The sequence below is a fragment of the Pantoea sp. FN0302 genome, assembly GCF_050113775.1.
Taxonomy (GTDB): Bacteria; Pseudomonadota; Gammaproteobacteria; order Enterobacterales; family Enterobacteriaceae; genus Mixta; species Mixta alhagi.
Genome location: NZ_JBNJSM010000001.1, coordinates 1,732,089 through 1,749,490, shown reverse-complemented (window position 1 = coordinate 1,749,490; position 17,402 = coordinate 1,732,089). Strand labels below are relative to the sequence as shown.

The 17,402-nt window shown below is 51.9% G+C and carries 13 protein-coding genes; 9 read left to right on the top strand and 4 right to left on the bottom strand.

The genetic code is table 11. The annotated features are described in order from the left end of the window. Positions 1 to 14 precede the first annotated feature (14 nt). The 7 genes from ACQE32_RS08170 to ACQE32_RS08140 all read left to right on the top strand — a co-directional run bounded on the left by ACQE32_RS08170 (position 15) and on the right by ACQE32_RS08140 (position 9,659). Positions 15 to 218: a hypothetical protein gene (locus tag ACQE32_RS08170; protein ID WP_427021621.1), complete on the top strand. Its 204-nt coding sequence runs from the start codon at positions 15 to 17 to the stop codon at positions 216 to 218. A 268-nt stretch (positions 219 to 486) separates the two neighbouring features. After that, entirely contained in the window at positions 487 to 981 is a 495-nt protein-coding gene (lrp, locus tag ACQE32_RS08165) for a leucine-responsive transcriptional regulator Lrp (protein WP_017347019.1), read from the top strand. 118 nt (positions 982 to 1,099) lie between these two features. Beyond that, entirely contained in the window at positions 1,100 to 4,684 is a 3,585-nt protein-coding gene (locus ACQE32_RS08160; protein WP_427021620.1) for a DNA translocase FtsK 4TM domain-containing protein, read from the top strand. 189 nt (positions 4,685 to 4,873) lie between these two features. Then, positions 4,874 to 5,485, top strand: coding sequence for an outer membrane lipoprotein chaperone LolA (gene lolA / locus ACQE32_RS08155; protein ID WP_085067430.1), 612 nt, complete (start codon positions 4,874 to 4,876; stop codon positions 5,483 to 5,485). Between the two features lie 7 nt (positions 5,486 to 5,492). After that, entirely contained in the window at positions 5,493 to 6,836 is a 1,344-nt protein-coding gene (locus tag ACQE32_RS08150) for a replication-associated recombination protein A (RefSeq protein WP_427021619.1), read from the top strand. Positions 6,837 to 6,935: 99 nt separating this feature from the next. Further along, positions 6,936 to 8,228, top strand: coding sequence for a serine--tRNA ligase (gene serS / locus ACQE32_RS08145; protein WP_085067428.1), 1,293 nt, complete (start codon positions 6,936 to 6,938; stop codon positions 8,226 to 8,228). Between the two features lie 279 nt (positions 8,229 to 8,507). Further along, positions 8,508 to 9,659, top strand: coding sequence for an MFS transporter (locus tag ACQE32_RS08140; protein WP_426974231.1), 1,152 nt, complete (start codon positions 8,508 to 8,510; stop codon positions 9,657 to 9,659). A gap of 51 nt (positions 9,660 to 9,710) precedes the next feature. On the opposite strand, the gene pflA is transcribed toward ACQE32_RS08140, so the two are convergent. The 4 genes from pflA to ycaO all read right to left on the bottom strand — a co-directional run bounded on the left by pflA (position 9,711) and on the right by ycaO (position 15,946). Next, positions 9,711 to 10,454, bottom strand: a complete 744-nt coding sequence (pflA, locus tag ACQE32_RS08135; protein WP_426974232.1) for a pyruvate formate lyase 1-activating protein — start codon at positions 10,452 to 10,454, stop codon at positions 9,711 to 9,713. Positions 10,455 to 10,620: 166 nt separating this feature from the next. Then, on the bottom strand, positions 10,621 to 12,903 hold the full coding sequence (pflB, locus tag ACQE32_RS08130; protein ID WP_250652259.1) for a formate C-acetyltransferase: 2,283 nt from the start codon (positions 12,901 to 12,903) through the stop codon (positions 10,621 to 10,623). Between the two features lie 83 nt (positions 12,904 to 12,986). Then, complete coding sequence (gene focA, locus ACQE32_RS08125; protein ID WP_426974233.1) at positions 12,987 to 13,844, bottom strand: formate transporter FocA; 858 nt, start codon at positions 13,842 to 13,844, stop codon at positions 12,987 to 12,989. 344 nt (positions 13,845 to 14,188) lie between these two features. Further along, a complete protein-coding gene (gene ycaO / locus ACQE32_RS08120; RefSeq protein WP_426974234.1) occupies positions 14,189 to 15,946 on the bottom strand; it encodes a 30S ribosomal protein S12 methylthiotransferase accessory factor YcaO in 1,758 nt (585 codons plus the stop codon). Between ycaO and ACQE32_RS08115 the strand changes: the two genes are divergently transcribed. Together ACQE32_RS08115 and serC are read left to right on the top strand one after the other, a co-directional pair. Next, complete coding sequence (locus tag ACQE32_RS08115) at positions 15,938 to 16,180, top strand: hypothetical protein (RefSeq protein ID WP_426981085.1); 243 nt, start codon at positions 15,938 to 15,940, stop codon at positions 16,178 to 16,180. The genes ycaO and ACQE32_RS08115 overlap by 9 nt on opposite strands. Positions 16,181 to 16,258: 78 nt before the next feature. Beyond that, a complete protein-coding gene (serC, locus tag ACQE32_RS08110) occupies positions 16,259 to 17,344 on the top strand; it encodes a 3-phosphoserine/phosphohydroxythreonine transaminase (protein WP_426981086.1) in 1,086 nt (361 codons plus the stop codon). Positions 17,345 to 17,402 lie beyond the last annotated feature (58 nt).

Sequence of the window (17,402 nt, the reverse complement as noted above, 5' to 3'; positions counted from 1 at the left end):
TTGTAGGGAATTTAATGACGCAAAAAAAGCGTTCTGCGATTTTGTTAACAATTGATGCAACAGGTTTCACCGATAACGCGGGGCAGGGAAGAAAGGCCGGCGTAAAAAAAGCTTCACAGCAAATAAATTGCAGGCAAAACGCCCAAAATATCCGGTTAAAAATGGCGGTACGCGCCACGGGCTGGCATGTTCTCCTGATTTTCAATGTTTTGCTTTGACAATCGCCTGCGCTTTTGCGAAAACATTGTGGGAAGCAGAGAATATTTGAGCTATGTAAACAGAGTTTCGTACCAGCTTTTGCGTACAACGCCGAATAAACTCAGTCTGTCATTCGTAATGACACATGGTGTGGACAGACAGCATGCGTCATGCGGATGGGCGCTGCAATAGCAACAGACTCTATGTCTTCACTGACGAAAGACCCTGTACATTGATTTCGTTCAGGGTATGGCAGGTAAAGGGAAGGAATGAAGAGAGACAATAATAATGGTAGACAATAAAAAACGCCCCGGAAAAGACCTCGACAGAATAGACAGAAATATCCTGAATGAACTGCAGAAGGATGGTCGTATTTCTAACGTGGAGCTTTCAAAACGCGTTGGCTTATCGCCCACGCCATGCCTTGAACGCGTACGCCGCCTGGAACGTCAGGGCTTTATTCTGGGCTATACCGCGTTGCTCAATCCTCACTATCTTGACGCATCATTGCTGGTTTTCGTTGAGATTACTCTGAATCGCGGTGCGCCGGATGTGTTTGAACAATTTAACGCCGCCGTGCAAAAACTTGAGGAAACTCAAGAGTGTCACCTTGTTTCCGGTGATTTTGACTACCTGCTGAAAACCCGCGTGCCGGACATGTCCGCCTACCGTAAACTGCTGGGTGAAACCCTGCTGCGCCTGCCGGGCGTTAACGATACGCGGACTTACGTGGTGATGGAAGAAGTCAAACAGAGTAACCGTTTGGTTATTAAGACGCGATAACACAGGACAGGTGCAAAACCTGGTGGTATTCGGTACACTCCTGTGAATTCATACAGGCACAGCGTCGGGTAGCCCGGCGCTGTTTCCTTCATAGTTTACAGGTACCTGGAGAGTTCTCTTGAGCCAGGAATATACAGAAGATAAAGAAGTGTCACTTAAGCCGCTTAGTAGTGGTCGCCGTCTGCTCGAAGCGTTGCTGATCCTTGTTGCGCTATTCGCTGTCTATTTGATGGTGGCGCTGGTTAGTTTTAATCCCTCCGATCCCAGTTGGTCTCAGACCGCCTGGCATGAACCTATCCATAATCTGGGCGGCAGCGTCGGCGCCTGGCTGGCCGATACGTTACTGTTTATTTTTGGAGTGATGGCGTACGCCATTCCGCCCGTGATCCTTGGTCTGTGCTGGATCACTTTTCAGCAGCGCGATCGCCAGGACTATATCGACTACTTTGCCGTGGGCCTGCGTCTGATAGGCGTGCTGGCGCTGGTGGTGACCACCTGTGGCCTTGCCGCGCTGAATGCTGATGACATTTGGTACTTTGCCTCCGGCGGGGTGATCGGCAGTCTGGTCAGTAACGCAATGGCGCCGTATTTGAGCGGCGCGGGCGGGACGCTGGCCTTGCTCTGCCTGTGGGCAGCGGGGTTAACCCTGTATACCGGTTGGTCCTGGCTGACGATTGCCGAGAAAATCGGTGCGGTGGTTATGGGCGTGCTGACCTTTGCCAGCAATCGCTCGCGCAATGACGAAGCCTGGCATGAAGAGGATGACTATCGTCCGGCACCCACGATTAAAAGCGCGGTTCAGCTGGATGAAGACGATGACATTCTGCTGTCGCCGCCGCGTAGATTGCACGCCGTGGAAGATGAGACGGAAGAAGAGGATCCCCTGTTTGCTAAAGCACCGGTCGCTAACAGCGCCGCGATGACCCAGGCGAACGCCGAAGCTTCTGCATCCGCTCAGCCGGTAGTTCATGCTCTGAATGAGCAGAACGATTCTGTGCCAACTCAGGCGGAACAATCAGGTCCGGCACAGCCGGTTGTGTCAGCGCGCGATAATGTCGCGCCTGTAAACGTATCTCCTGCGCCTGCCGCAGCGGCGCAAAGCGAGAGCGTAAGCGCTGCGCCGCCGCTTTATCGTTTTGAAATGCCTCAGCAGTCAATCGACGTCTTCACGCCGGGTGCAGAAGACGAGGGTCCGCAAATGGGTAACTGGCAAGAGGCGACAACCTCATCACCAGCGCCAGCTGCGGCCACAGCCGCCGCTACGCAAGCAGGCGCCGTTCCTTTTATGCCGGCCACTGCACCTGAAGAGATTAATCCGCAGATCAAACAGGGCATTGGTCCAGAGCTTCCGCGTCCGAAACCGGTTAAGTTGCCTACGCGCCGTGAACTCGCTTCCTTTGGCATTAAGCTGCCTTCCCAGCGTCTGGCAGAGGAAAAAGCGAAGCAGGAGGCCCAGCAACAGGCTCTGTCTCAGCCTGCCGATGCGCAGTCAATTGCCGAAGACGAACACCAGTTACGTGATGCGTTTATGGCACAGCAGCAGGCGCGCTATGGCGCAGACTATGCCTCTGACGAGGATGAGGGTGCATTGCAGCAAGAGGCGCTGGCGCAGCAGTTCGCGCAGCAACAGCAGCAACGTTACGCACAGCCTGAACCGGCGGTGCCTGAGGTTCAGCAAGAGGGTAACGTTCAGCAGCGATATGCGCAGCCAACGCAGCCCGATAGTACTTATCAGCCGCAGCCGCAGCAGAATACGCTACAGCCGCGCAGTGAACATCTGGCAGATACGCCTCCTCAGGAGGCTGCAACGCCGCCGCGCGATACGCCAGCCTTTACGATCGATCCTGCTGCCGCTTTCGATTTTTCACCAATGAAAGATCTGATTGATGATGGTCCAGGCGAGCCGCTGTTTACTATTGCCGCTACGCCTGAGCCAGAGACTCCGGCAGCGGAGCCACAGTGGCAGCAGCCGGCATCAGCAGAGCCGCGTTATGCCTCTCAGCCGACGGATGTCCCGGCACCGCAGGTGACGCAGCCGAGCGAACCGGTTCAGCGCCCCATTGAGCCGCCCGTTTCTCAATGGCAAAGCAGCGCGTCGTCAGCCTTTACGCCCGCGGCCGTGGAAGTAGCGCCACAGTCTGAAAGCCATGATTCGCTGACGGATAGCCTGATTCATCCTTTCCTGATGCGTCATGAGCAGCCAACCTATAAACCGACTACGCCATTGCCGACACTGGATCTGTTAACCTCGCCGCCGGCAGAAGAAGAACCGGTAGATATGTTTGCGCTGGAACAGACTGCCCGCCTGGTTGAAGCGCGGCTGGCTGACTATCGGGTAAAAGCGGAAGTGGTTGGCATTTCGCCAGGGCCGGTGATTACCCGCTTTGAACTGGATTTAGCCCCAGGCGTCAAGGCGGCACGCATTTCTAACCTGTCACGCGATCTGGCCCGTTCACTTTCTGCGGTGGCAGTGCGCGTGGTTGAGGTGATCCCGGGCAAACCTTATGTGGGTCTCGAACTGCCGAATAAGCATCGTCAGACCGTTTATCTGCGCGAAGTGCTCGACTGCGCCAGCTTCCGTGATAATCCTTCGCCGCTTTCTGTGGTACTGGGTAAAGATATTGCAGGCCAGCCGGTGGTGGCCGATCTGGCCAAAATGCCTCACCTGTTGGTGGCCGGTACTACCGGTTCTGGTAAATCGGTAGGCGTGAACGCGATGATCATCAGTATGCTTTATAAAGCGACGCCGGAGCAGGTGCGCTTTATTATGATCGATCCGAAAATGCTGGAGCTCTCGGTTTATGAAGGTATCCCACATCTGTTAACGGAAGTGGTCACCGACATGAAAGACGCGGCTAATGCGTTGCGCTGGAGCGTTGGCGAGATGGAGCGTCGCTATAAACTAATGTCTGCGCTTGGCGTACGAAATCTGGCGGGTTACAACGAGAAAATCGAGCAGGCGGAAGCGATGGGACGACCGATTCCGGATCCGTTCTGGAAGCCTGGCGACAGTATGGATACGCTGCCGCCGACGCTGGAAAAGCTGCCCTATATCGTGGTCATGGTGGATGAATTCGCCGACCTGATGATGGCGGTAGGCAAAAAAGTGGAAGAACTCATTGCGCGTCTGGCTCAGAAAGCGCGTGCAGCGGGGATTCATCTGGTGCTTGCTACGCAGCGTCCGTCGGTAGATGTGATTACCGGCCTGATTAAGGCTAATATTCCAACGCGTATCGCCTTTACCGTATCCAGTAAAATTGACTCCCGTACGATCCTTGATCAGGGCGGTGCGGAGTCCCTGCTGGGGATGGGCGATATGCTCTATATGCCGCCAAACTCCTCGATTCCGGTGCGTGTTCACGGCGCCTTTGTACGTGACCAGGAAGTGCATGCAGTGGTACAGGACTGGAAAGCGCGTGGTCGTCCGCAGTATATTGAAAGCATTACGGCGGGCGAAGAAGGCGACGGTGGCGGCCTGGGCTTAGATGGCGGCGACGAAGAGTTGGATCCGCTGTTCGATCAGGCAGTGGCCTTTGTGGTGGAAAAACGTCGGGCTTCGATTTCTGGCGTTCAGCGTCAGTTCCGTATTGGTTATAACCGCGCCGCGCGTATTATTGAGCAGATGGAGGTACAGGCTATCGTCTCTCCGCCTGGGCATAACGGTAACCGTGAGGTTCTTGCGCCGCCGCCGCACGAAATGTAATAAAACAGCGTTTGTGCTGTCAGACGCTATACGGGCCGGTAAAATCCGGCCCGTTGTTTATTTAAACATCAGAAACGGCTAACCGCGTCGCTTTCAGTATTTTCTCCTGTCAGGAAGCGAATTGTCAGTCTAATGTGTAATAAGGCCGCCTGATGCGGAATATAACGACTTAAAAAGGAATCGGTAGTCATGAAAAAATTAGTACTTGCTTGCGGTTTACTTTCAGCGTTGACCTCCGCCGGTGCGCTGGCCGATGCTTCCAGTGAATTACAGCAACGTCTGGATAAAGTCAGCAGCTTCCACGCCAGCTTTAGCCAAAAGGTTACCGACAGCAGCGGTTCGAATGTTCAGGAAGGTGAAGGGGAAATGTGGGTAAAACGTCCCAACCTGTTTAACTGGCATATGACCGCACCGGATGAGAGCGTTATTATTTCAGACGGTAAAACCCTGTGGTTTTACAATCCTTTCGTGGAGCAGGTCAGCGCTACCTGGCTGAACAGTGCCACCAGTAATACGCCGTTTATGCTGATTGCCCGTAATCAAAGCAGCGACTGGAAACAGTATAATGTGAAACAGCAGGGTGATAATTTTGAACTGACGCCGAAAACAGACGCCGGTAACCTCAAGCAGTTTATGATTAACGTTTCTGGTAACGGCACCATTAATCAGTTCAGCGCCATTGAGCAGGATGGACAGCGCAGCAGCTACGTGCTGAAAAGCCAAAATAATGGGCCGGTCAGCGCGGATAAATTTACCTTTACGCCACCGAAAGGGGTGACGGTAGACGATCAACGTCAGTGAGGTTGAGTTGAGTAATCTCTCCCTTGATTTTTCTTCCGAGCAGTTTCAACCGTTGGCCGCGCGTATGCGGCCAACCACGCTGCAACAGTATATCGGACAGCAGCATCTGTTGGCCCCGGATAAGCCGCTAACGCGCGCTATTGAAGCAGGCCATCTTCATTCAATGATCCTTTGGGGCCCGCCCGGCACCGGAAAAACCACGCTGGCTGAGCTGATTGGCCGTTACGGCAATGCCGACGTCGAACGGATTTCTGCCGTTACCTCCGGCATTAAAGAGATACGCGAAGCGATTGAACGCGCACGTCAGAATCGTCAGGCAGGGCGGCGCACCATTCTGTTTGTAGATGAGGTGCATCGGTTCAATAAAAGCCAGCAGGATGCGTTTTTACCCCATATAGAAGACGGCACCATTACCTTTATTGGCGCAACCACGGAAAATCCATCCTTTGAGTTGAATTCCGCGCTGTTATCGCGCGCGCGCGTTTATCTGCTGAAATCCCTGACGGTAGAGGATATCGAAACGGTATTGCAGCAGGCGCTAACCGATAAAGAGCGCGGGCTGGGCAAAGAGGATATCGTCCTGCCTGACTCAACCCGCCGGATGATTGCCGAACTGGTGAATGGCGATGCGCGCCGCGCGCTGAATACGCTGGAAATGATGGCGGATATGGCCGAAAGCGATGCGCAGGGCAAACGGGAATTAACGCCGCAGCTGTTAAATGAGGTATCCGGCGAACGCGCAGCGCGCTTTGATAATAAAGGCGATCGCTATTACGACCTGATTTCAGCGTTGCATAAATCAGTACGCGGCTCTGCTCCTGACGCTGCGCTCTACTGGTATGCCCGTATCATTACGGCGGGCGGCGATCCGCTCTACGTTGCGCGTCGTCTGCTGGCCATCGCTTCTGAAGATGTAGGAAATGCCGATCCACGAGCGATGCAGGTGGCGATTGCCGCATGGGATTGTTTTACCCGCGTCGGCCCGGCAGAAGGCGAACGCGCTATCGCCCAGGCGATTGTTTATCTGGCCTGCGCACCGAAAAGCAATGCGGTGTATACCGCCTTTAAGGCCGCGCTGCACGATGCGCGTGAAAAACCCGATTTTGATGTGCCGGAACATCTGCGTAATGCACCGACGAAATTAATGAAGGAGATGGGATTGGGCAAGGCGTATCGCTATGCGCACGATGAGCCGAACGCCTATGCCGCCGGCGAAGACTATTTCCCTGCTGAGATGGCGCAAACGCGTTACTACCAGCCCACCAGTCGCGGGCTGGAAGGTAAAATTGGCGAAAAGCTCGCCTGGCTTGCGGAACAGGATCAAAATAGCCCGACAAAACGCTACCGCTAACCCAGACGTTGCGGTAAGGTTAGCGCAATAGCCGGGTGGATCCTGAAGGAACGCTTTGGTTCAAAACCTTTTTTTAATCACAGTAAGCACAGGATAAGCATGCTCGATCCCAATCTGCTGCGTAACGAGCCAGACGCAGTCGCAGAAAAACTGGCACGCCGAGGATTTAAACTGGATGTGGAAACGCTGCTCTCTCTTGAAGAGCGCCGTAAAGTGTTGCAGGTAGAAACGGAAAACCTGCAGGCTGAGCGTAATGCGCGTTCCAAATCCATCGGGCAGGCTAAAGCGCGCGGGGAAGACATTGAGCCGCTGCGTCAGGAAGTTAACGCGCTGGGCGAGCGTCTGGATGCGGCTAAAGCCGAACTGGATATCTTGCAGCAACAAATCCGTGATTTTTCTCTCGCTTTACCGAATCTGCCTGCAGATGAGGTGCCGCTGGGCAAAGATGAGACTGAAAATCAGGAAATTCTGCGCTGGGGCGAGCCGCGCCAGTATGATTTCCCGGTACGTGACCACGTTGACCTTGGCGAAATGGCAAAAGGACTGGATTTCGCCGCTGCTGTTAAGCTGACCGGTTCCCGTTTTGTGGTCATGCAGGGGCAGATTGCGCGTCTGCATCGTGCGTTGGGTCAGTTCATGCTCGATCTGCATACGCAGCAGCATGGCTATACTGAAACCTATGTGCCTTATCTGGTTAACCATGCCACGTTGTTTGGTACCGGACAGCTGCCTAAATTTGGCGAAGACCTGTTTCATACCCGCCCGCTGGAAGAAGAATCAGACAGCAGCAACTATGCGCTGATCCCAACTGCCGAGGTGCCGCTGACCAACCTGGTCCGCGACGAGATCGTTGAGGAAGAGTCCCTGCCGATTAAACTCACCGCCCATACGCCTTGCTTCCGTGCTGAAGCTGGCTCCTATGGCCGTGATACGCGTGGACTGATCCGTATGCACCAGTTCGATAAAGTTGAGATGGTGCAGATTGTTCGTCCGGAAGACTCCATGCAGGCACTGGAAGAGCTGGTGGGCCATGCAGAAAAAGTGCTGCAGCTGTTGAATCTGCCTTACCGTAAAGTGCTGCTCTGCACCGGTGATATGGGTGCCAGCGCGGCGAAGACTTACGATCTGGAAGTCTGGCTGCCGGCGCAGGATACTTACCGCGAGATCTCTTCCTGCTCTAATATGTGGGATTTCCAGGCTCGCCGTATGCAGGCACGCTGCCGCAGTAAGAATGATAAGAAACCGCGTCTGGTTCACACGCTGAATGGCTCAGGCCTCGCAGTCGGTCGTACGCTGGTGGCGGTGCTGGAAAACTATCAGCAGGCTGATGGCCGTATCGAAGTACCAGAAGTGCTGCGCCCTTATATGGGCGGATTAACCATGATTGGTTAATACTTTTCGTGAACTATCAGGCCTGCCGCTAATTCCGGCGGGCTTTTTTTTATTAAAATAAATATATCGTTATCTTTTGCAGCAATAAATATAATTCCCTGATTTACAAGGGCGGCTTTCTTTTTCTGTATAAACTTTATTCTGCAAAAATCCTTTCAGGATAAAAATATTAAATCGGCCCAGGGCAAATTGTGCGGCGTGTAAATCGGGCTGATTGACTTTAAAAACAAGAGTGGCAATATTCGCGCACTTTCTCTTTTCTTCCCTGTGATTTAGCCAATGTTCACCTGGTCTCGTCCCGTTGTGCTGTTGCTCTGCGGCCTGCTGCTGCTGACAGTTTCTATTGCCGTACTTAATACTCTGGTGCCTTTGTGGCTGACACACGACAATCTGCCCACCTGGCAGGTAGGCATGGTTAGCTCATCTTATTACACAGGTAATCTTATCGGGACTTTACTGGCGGGCTGGCTGATTAAACACTATGGATTTAATCGCAGCTACTATTTTGCTTCGCTGGTTTTTGCTGTCGCCACGGTGGCGCTGGGGATGAATGAGGGCTTCTGGAGCTGGACGCTTTGGCGTCTGGTGGCAGGTATTGGCTGCGCCTGGATTTGGGTGGTAGTGGAAAGCGCATTGCTTTGTAGCGGCACGTTGCGTAATCGCGGTCAGCTGCTGGCTGCCTACATGATTGTTTACTACCTGGGCACGGTGGCCGGTCAGTTGCTGGTAAGTAAAGTCTCTACCGAATTGCTGAACGTCTTGCCCTGGATCACCGCCGTGATTGTCGCTGGCGTACTGCCGGTTATCTTTATGAAAATTACCGCTACCGCGAGTGAGGAAGATGGCGCCCCGGCCCGCATGTGGCCAATGCTCCGTCGCCGCAGTTCACGGCTTGGCATCAACGGTTGTATTATTTCCGGCATTGTACTTGGCTCGTTGTATGGCCTGATGCCGCTTTATCTTTCTCATCAGGGGATCAGCGACGCTAACGTCGGCTACTGGATGGCGTTACTGGTGAGCGCGGGCATCGTAGGGCAGTGGCCGGTAGGGCGTATGGCCGATCGTTACGGTCGTCTGCTGGTGCTGCGCGTGCAGGTGTTTATTGTGATCCTTGGCTCGATTGCCATGCTCAGCAATATGGCTATGGTTCCGGCACTGTTTATCCTGGGCGCTGCCGGTTTTACGCTTTATCCGGTAGCCATGTCATGGGCATGCGAGACGGTCAAGCACCATGAACTGGTGGCGATGAATCAGGCTCTGCTGCTGAGCTATACCATTGGCAGCCTGGCAGGGCCGAGTATGACGGCGATGCTGATGCAAAACTACTCCGATCGCTTACTGTTCGTGATGATAGCGGCCGTTGCGTTCATCTATCTGGTTATGCTGCTGCGTAAAGCAGACCATCATATTACACCTGTGGCGCAGGCATAATCAGCACAAAAAAGGGCGACGGTGAGGTCGCCCTTTTTAGTGGGTTACGGATTAATACATGACCTTATGACCGTACCCTTCCAGAATATGTTTGATGCGTTCCATCGTGTCAGCCCTGGGCGGTTTAACCCCGTCGAGCTTGTATTCTTCCCCCATGGCGATCCATTTATGCTTGCCTAACTCATGATAGGGAAGCAGTTCAATCTTCTCGACGTTTTGCATATCGCGCGTAAATTCGCCAAGGCGATGCGCGGAGTCGTCGTCATCGGTATAGCCCGGCACGATGACGTAGCGTATCCAGGTTCGGATGCCTTTTTTAGCAATATAGCGAGCAAAGTCCAGGGTGCGATGATTAGAGACGCCAACCAGAATCTGATGAACATCGTCATTAATCTGTTTCAAATCGAGCATCACCAGATCGGTCACTTCCAGCAGCTCATCAATTACCGGATCGTAACGACGTACAAAGCCGTTGGTATCAAGACAGGTATGAATGCCTTCCGCCTTACAGGCGCGGAACCAGTCGCGAACAAAAGCGGCCTGCAGTATCGCTTCACCACCTGAAGCGGTAACGCCGCCACCGGAGGCGTTAATGAAATGGCGATAAGAAAGAACATCTCTCATCAGCTCTTCTACCGTAACCTCTTTCCCGCCATGGGTATCCCAGGTATCGCGATTATGGCAGTAAAGGCAGCGCATCAGGCAGCCCTGAAAAAAAGTGATAAAGCGGATGCCTGGGCCATCAACGGTGCCACAGGATTCGAATGAGTGAATACGACCGACGGATGATGACATTGCGATGTGTTCTCCAAAGTGAACCTGCCTGGCAGGTGACGCAGTCTTTAATGGCTGCTGCGTTAAGTGAGTCTGTTTTGCCAGATGACCCCAGTATAGATCTCTGGCAAACCAGGCTGCTGGTAAAAAGGCTCCCGCAGGAGCCTTTTATTAGCACAAGGAGCGATTACAGCGACTGGGTGAAAGTACGTGTAATAACATCCTGTTGCTGTTCTTTAGTCAGCGAGTTGAAACGTACCGCATAACCTGAAACGCGAATGGTCAGCTGCGGATATTTTTCCGGATGCTCCATCGCGTCCATCAGCATTTCACGGTTCATAACGTTAACGTTAAGATGCTGACCGCCTTCAATTGCCGCTTCGTGATGGAAGTAACCATCCATCAGACCCGCCAGGTTAGTTTTACGCACATCGTCATCTTTACCCAGCGCGTTCGGTACGATAGAGAAGGTATAAGAGATACCATCTTTAGCGTAAGCAAACGGCAGCTTAGCGACAGAAGTTAGCGAGGCAACCGCGCCTTTCTGATCGCGACCATGCATTGGGTTAGCGCCAGGGCCAAAAGGTGCGCCAGCACGACGACCATCTGGAGTGTTACCGGTTTTCTTACCGTAAACCACGTTGGAAGTAATGGTCAGCACAGACTGAGTCGGTACGGCGTTGCGGTAGGTATTCAGTTTCTGAATTTTCTTCATGAAACGTTCAACCAGGTCGCAGGCCAGATCATCAACGCGCGGATCGTTGTTACCAAACTGCGGGTATTCACCTTCGATTTCAAAATCTGTTGCCAGACCATCTTCATCGCGAATCGGTTTTACTGTGGCATATTTGATAGCTGAAAGTGAGTCTGCCGCTACGGACAGGCCGGCAATACCACAGGCCATGGTGCGGTAAACGTCACGGTCATGCAGTGCCATCAGCGCAGCTTCATAGCTATATTTATCATGCATATAGTGAATGATATTCAGCGCGGTGACATACTGTTTAGCCAGCCAGTCCATAAAGTGGTCCAGACGAGCCATTACGGTATCGAAATCCAGCACATCGTCCATGATCGGCGCTTCTTTCGGGCCGACCTGCATTTTCATTTTTTCATCGACGCCGCCATTGATTGCGTACAGCAGCGTTTTGGCGAGGTTGGCGCGAGCACCGAAGAACTGCATCTGTTTACCGACAATCATCGGGCTTACACAGCAGGCGATGGCATAATCATCATTATCAAAGTCCGGACGCATCAGGTCGTCGTTTTCATACTGGACGGATGAGGTGTCGATAGAGACTTTAGCCGCATATTTTTTGAAGTTAATCGGCAGCTGTTCTGACCACAGAATGGTCATGTTCGGCTCCGGAGACGGCCCCATGGTGTACAGGGTGTTCAGGAAGCGGAAGGTGGTTTTTGTCACCAGCGTACGGCCATCCAGGCCCATACCTGCCAGGGATTCCGTTGCCCAAATCGGGTCGCCAGAGAAGAGCTCATCATATTCAGGTGTACGCAGGAAGCGCACCATACGCAGTTTCATTACCAGGTGGTCAATCAGCTCTTGTGCTTCCTGCTCGCTGAGTTTACCTGCCTGCATGTCGCGTTCGATAAAGACATCAAGGAAGGTTGAAACACGGCCAAAGGACATCGCTGCGCCGTTTTGTGATTTCACTGCAGCCAGATAGCCGAAGTAGGTCCACTGTACTGCTTCACGTGCATTGGTTGCCGGGCGAGAGATATCGCAGCCATAGCTTGCTGCCATCTCTTTCAGCTGGCCCAGCGCGCGATGCTGGTCGGCAATCTCTTCACGCAGACGAATAGTCGCTTCCAGATTAACGCCATTGATCAGATCGTCCTGCAGGGAGGTGAACTGCGCAAATTTATCCTGCATCAGATAATCGATACCGTACAGCGCGACACGACGGTAGTCGCCGATAATACGGCCACGACCATATGCGTCCGGCAGACCGGTCAGCACGCCAGATTTACGGCAGCGTAAAATTTCCGGAGTGTAAACGTCGAACACGCCCTGGTTATGGGTTTTACGGTATTCGGTAAAGATTTTTTTCAGCTGTGGGTCCAGCTCACGGTTATAGGCTTTGCAGGAACCTTCCACCATTTTGATCCCGCCAAAGGGGATAATGGCACGTTTCAGCGGAGCGTCAGTCTGTAAACCGACAATTTTTTCCAGGCTCTGATCGATATAGCCTGCATCATGTGAAGTGATGGTTGCTGCAACGCTGGTATCAAAATCAACCGGCGCATGGGTACGGTTTTCAATTTTGATGCCTTCCAGCACTTTGTTCCACAGCTGGGTAGTCGCATCGGTAGCACCGGCCAGGAAGGATTCATCTCCTTCATACGGCGTATAGTTTTTCTGAATAAAATCGCGAACGTTAACTGATTTCTGCCATTCACCTGCGGTAAAGCCTTCCCAGGCGGCAGCCAGTTTCTCATTGAGCTCGGTCATAATATACCTACCTTCTGATAAAAGTTCTTTTTTGGAGCCAACAGAAAATTCTCTGTCGGCTCGAATTCGTTATGCTGTTACTGCTAGTGCGCACCGTTGCCGCGCAGATAAATAACCCAGTAGGTTAGCCCTACCAGCAGCCCACCACCGATAATGTTGCCAATGGTGACGGGGATCAGGTTATCCATGATGAAATGGCTCAGCGTCAGGTTTGGAAACTGTGCAGCCGTTGCGCCCGTTGCCTGCCAAAACGCCGGTGATGCAAAATCATGAATAACGATTGCCATTGGAATCATGAACATATTGGCGATGCTGTGCTCGAAACCGCAGGCAACGAACATCGCGACGGGCAGGGCCATGGCAAGCATCTTGTCTGTCAGGCTGCGGCCTGAGTAGCTCATCCAGATGGCCAGGCAAACCATTAAGTTAGCCAGCGTACCGAGGCAGACAGCCTCAATGAAAGAGTGATGCATTTTATGGTCGGCGGTTTGTAAGACATTCAATCCCCACGCGCCGTTAGCCACTTCATGCTCGCCGGAAAACCAGATAAGGCCGACAAAAAACAGCGCGCCAAACAGGTTACCGATATAAACGTTTATCCAGTTGCGAGCCAGTTGACCCCAGCTAATGCGTCCGCTGGCTTTCGCCACAACAATTAAAACGGTTGAAGTAAACAGATCTGCACCGCACACCACGACCAGCATAAGCCCCAGCGAAAAACAGAGGCCGCCAACCAGTTTCGCCAGGCCATAAGGAATATCAGCCGTGCCTGTTGTTGCGGTAATATAAAAAACGAAGGCAATGGAAATAAATACGCCTGCGTTAATGGCCAAAAAAAAGGTAATTAAAGGATGTTTTGTGGCTTTATAAACGCCCGCTTCTTCAGCGACTTTCGCCATTGCCTGCGGCAATAATAAATTGAAAGGGTTGTCAGCATTCACACTAACGTACTCCCATGAAATATTGTCGTAGAGATACTAACAAAGGAGTATTTAGTGAAAATTGATTTAGATCATATTAGCCGAGTGGCTGAAAAGGATTAGTCGCAATAAATACGCGGTTTTTCTATCTATGTTGCTGATAATTAATAATAAAATTTATTTTAAATTATGCATTTAAAATTGAATTAGGCATTTAATGCACAATGCGAAATGGTTATATAAAAAAATATTACTCATTAAATGTTAGTAAGTTGAAATTTAAAATAACCGATTGGCAACATTGCGCTAACTAAAAAGCCAGCTGGGTTCATCAGCTGGCTTCGATTCCAGAAAAACAGGGCTATTTATTTCCAGTTATTACGCTTGGCCTGCTGCAACTTTTCATAAGCAGCCAGCAGAGCCTGATGAGCAGGGAACGCCTGCAGATCAAGATCAACAGGCTGCAGACCATAGAAAGGCATCTCACCGTTGATAGCGGCAGAAGCGGCTTCAACAGCCTCAGCACCATACATCCTGACAAAGGCATGATAATACTGGGTCGGGTCGCGCTCTTCTTCCTGGGAAAGCAGCAGGAGCGTTTGCAGGCAGCGATAGTAGTTAGCGCGTTCAGCAGAGAAGACTGAACCATTAAACTCCATTGTCCACTCAGTCCAGATTAACGCCTGATCAAGATCGCCGCCGGCCAGAGCCAGCATCGCTTTTAGCTCGCCGATACGCAGGGTATACCAACCATTATCTTTACCGGTAGCCAGGCCAAGCAGCTCACGGACGCGAGTAAAATCATCATGTCCTTCTTCATCTAACTGCTCGATCAGCGCCAGATAATCTGCTTGATCCCATTGACTGCCAGGCAACGCTAACACCGTTTCACGCAGGCCTGCGCCCATATTGTTATTTGCCAGCAGCAGATCTTCCGCCGGATAAATATCAGACATGCCCGGAACAATGATGCGACAGGCGTAAACATCCAGATGCTCATAATCCGCAATATAGACTTCTTTATCTTCAGCCTTGAAAATAGCCATCAGCGTCGCGAATTCTTGTTCTGTGCTGCCGTCAAAGCGCCAGTCTACAAACGGATAGTCAGACTCTTCTTTGAACAAATCCCATGAGATTGAACCGCTGGAATCGATAAAGTGCGTCTCCAGGTTGGCATGTTCCGCCACCTCTTCATCATCGAAAGTCGGCGGAGTAAAAACATCCAGATCCTTCAGGCTGCGACCCTGCAGCAGCTCTGTTACGGTACGCTCCAGCGCCACGCCAAAATCTGGATGAGCACCGAATGAAGCGAAGCAGGTGCCGTTGGTCGGATTAAATAACACAACACAAATAACCGGATATTTGCCGCCTAACGAGGCGTCATAAGCAAAAATTGGGAAACCTTCTGCTTCCAGACTATTGATGGCTTCAACAACGCCCGGATAGCGATCCAGGACATTCTGCGGGATCGCCGGCAGACTGATCGCTTCTGCAATAATGCGGTTCTTTACATAACGTTCAAACACTTCCGAGAGGCCCTGTACGCGTGCTTCATTACGCGTATTGCCCGCGGACATGCCGTTAGAGACATACAGGTTGCCAATGATATTCATCGGAATGTACACCGTCCGCTCGTCAGATTGACGGGTAAAGGGCAGGGCACAGATCCCGCGCTCGGCATTACCCGACTGCAAATCGATAAGATCGCTGGCGCTCAGCTCATTTTCCGGATCGTAAAACTCACGCAGGCGCGGATCCAAGATACCTTCCGGCAGGCTGTCATCATCCGGCAGCGGGAACCATTTTTCATTGGGATAATGAACAAACTCGCCGTTAGCAATCGTCTCGCCTAACCAAAAATCAGCGAAGAAATAGTTTGTCGACAAGCGTTCAAAATACTCACCCAACGCGGAGGCCAGCGCAGCTTTCTTACTTGCGCCTTTACCATTCGTAAAGCAAAGCGGGCAATCGCGGTCACGAATATGCACCGACCAGACGTGGGGCACGGGATTCAGCCAGGAGGCCTCTTCAATATTGAAACCAAAGTCCTGCAGCTTCTGTTGGAAGCGGGTAATGGAATCTTCCAGCGCGGCGTCTTTGCCGGGGATAAAGGTTTGAGTCATGTAGCCTACTATATGATGTTGGTTGAGCGTAAAGCGCGCAATGATACGTACTTTCCGGCGCTGGCGCTATTGGCGGACAGCGATTTCGTCGCTGCTATTATGGCAAAATTACCATTTTCTTACTGGTTCAATAATTTCACTCAGCGCGGAACCTCACAAAATATCGTGCTGCTTTGCTTTCGCCATACAAGCTGTTGCGGCAGGCCACTGGAAAATGTGATCGCGCCCGGATAAATGTTTGCAGCATGCTGAAGGCAGTGATAAAACCGATAGCCTATTCATAATCAACAGATCTGACAGTGGTGACGGGAAATGACGCAGATTTATAATTTTAGCTCCGGTCCGGCAATGCTGCCGGTAGAAGTGCTTCGCCGTGCAGAACAAGAGCTTTGCAACTGGAATGGATTGGGCACTTCCGTGATGGAGATCAGCCATCGCAGCAAGGAGTTTATTCAGGTTGCAGAAGAAGCAGAAAAAGATCTGCGCGATCTGCTGAAAATCCCCGATAACTATAAAGTTTTATTCTGTCAGGGCGGCGCACGCGCGCAGTTTGCCGCAGTGCCGATGAATCTGTTGGGCGCGGCCAAAACCGCAGACTATATCGACGGCGGCTACTGGGCGCATAGCGCTGTTCAGGAAGCACAAAAATACTGTACGCCTAACGTGATTGACGCGAAGATTCAGGTTGATGGCAAGCGCGCTTTACTGCCTATGCGCGAATGGGCATTAAGCGATGAGGCTGCGTATGTTCATTTCTGCCCAAATGAAACCATCGATGGCCTTGCCATTGATGAACAACCTGATTTTGGCGATAAAATCGTAGTGGCCGATCTCTCTTCCACCATTCTTTCTCGTCCACTGGATATCAGTCGTTACGGCGTTATCTACGCCGGAGCGCAGAAAAATATTGGCCCTGCCGGGCTGACGCTGGTCATTGTACGTGACGATCTGCTGGGCAGCGCCCAGCAGGCGCTGCCCAGCGTGCTGAATTATAAAGCGCTGGCGGACAATGATTCTATGTACAATACCCCGCCGACTTTTGCCTGGTACCTTTCTGGTCTGGTATTTAAATGGCTGAAAGAGCATGGCGGCATCAGCGAAATGGATAAAATCAACCAGGCCAAAGCCGATTTGCTGTATGGCGTTATTGACCGTAGTGATTTCTATCGCAATGACGTTGCCGTCAGCAACCGTTCACGGATGAATGTGCCTTTCCAGCTGGCTGATGCCGAGCTGGATAAACTTTTCCTTGAAGAATCTTTTGCCGCCGGGCTGCATGCTTTGAAAGGGCATCGCGTTGTCGGCGGAATGCGCGCGTCTATCTATAACGCTATGCCGCTGGAAGGCGTAAAAGTCCTCACCGATTTCATGATTGATTTCGAACGTCGGCACGGCTGATCCCGGTTTCATATTTTCTACAAACCTCGTCCTGGCACGAGGTTTTCTTGTACTGGCT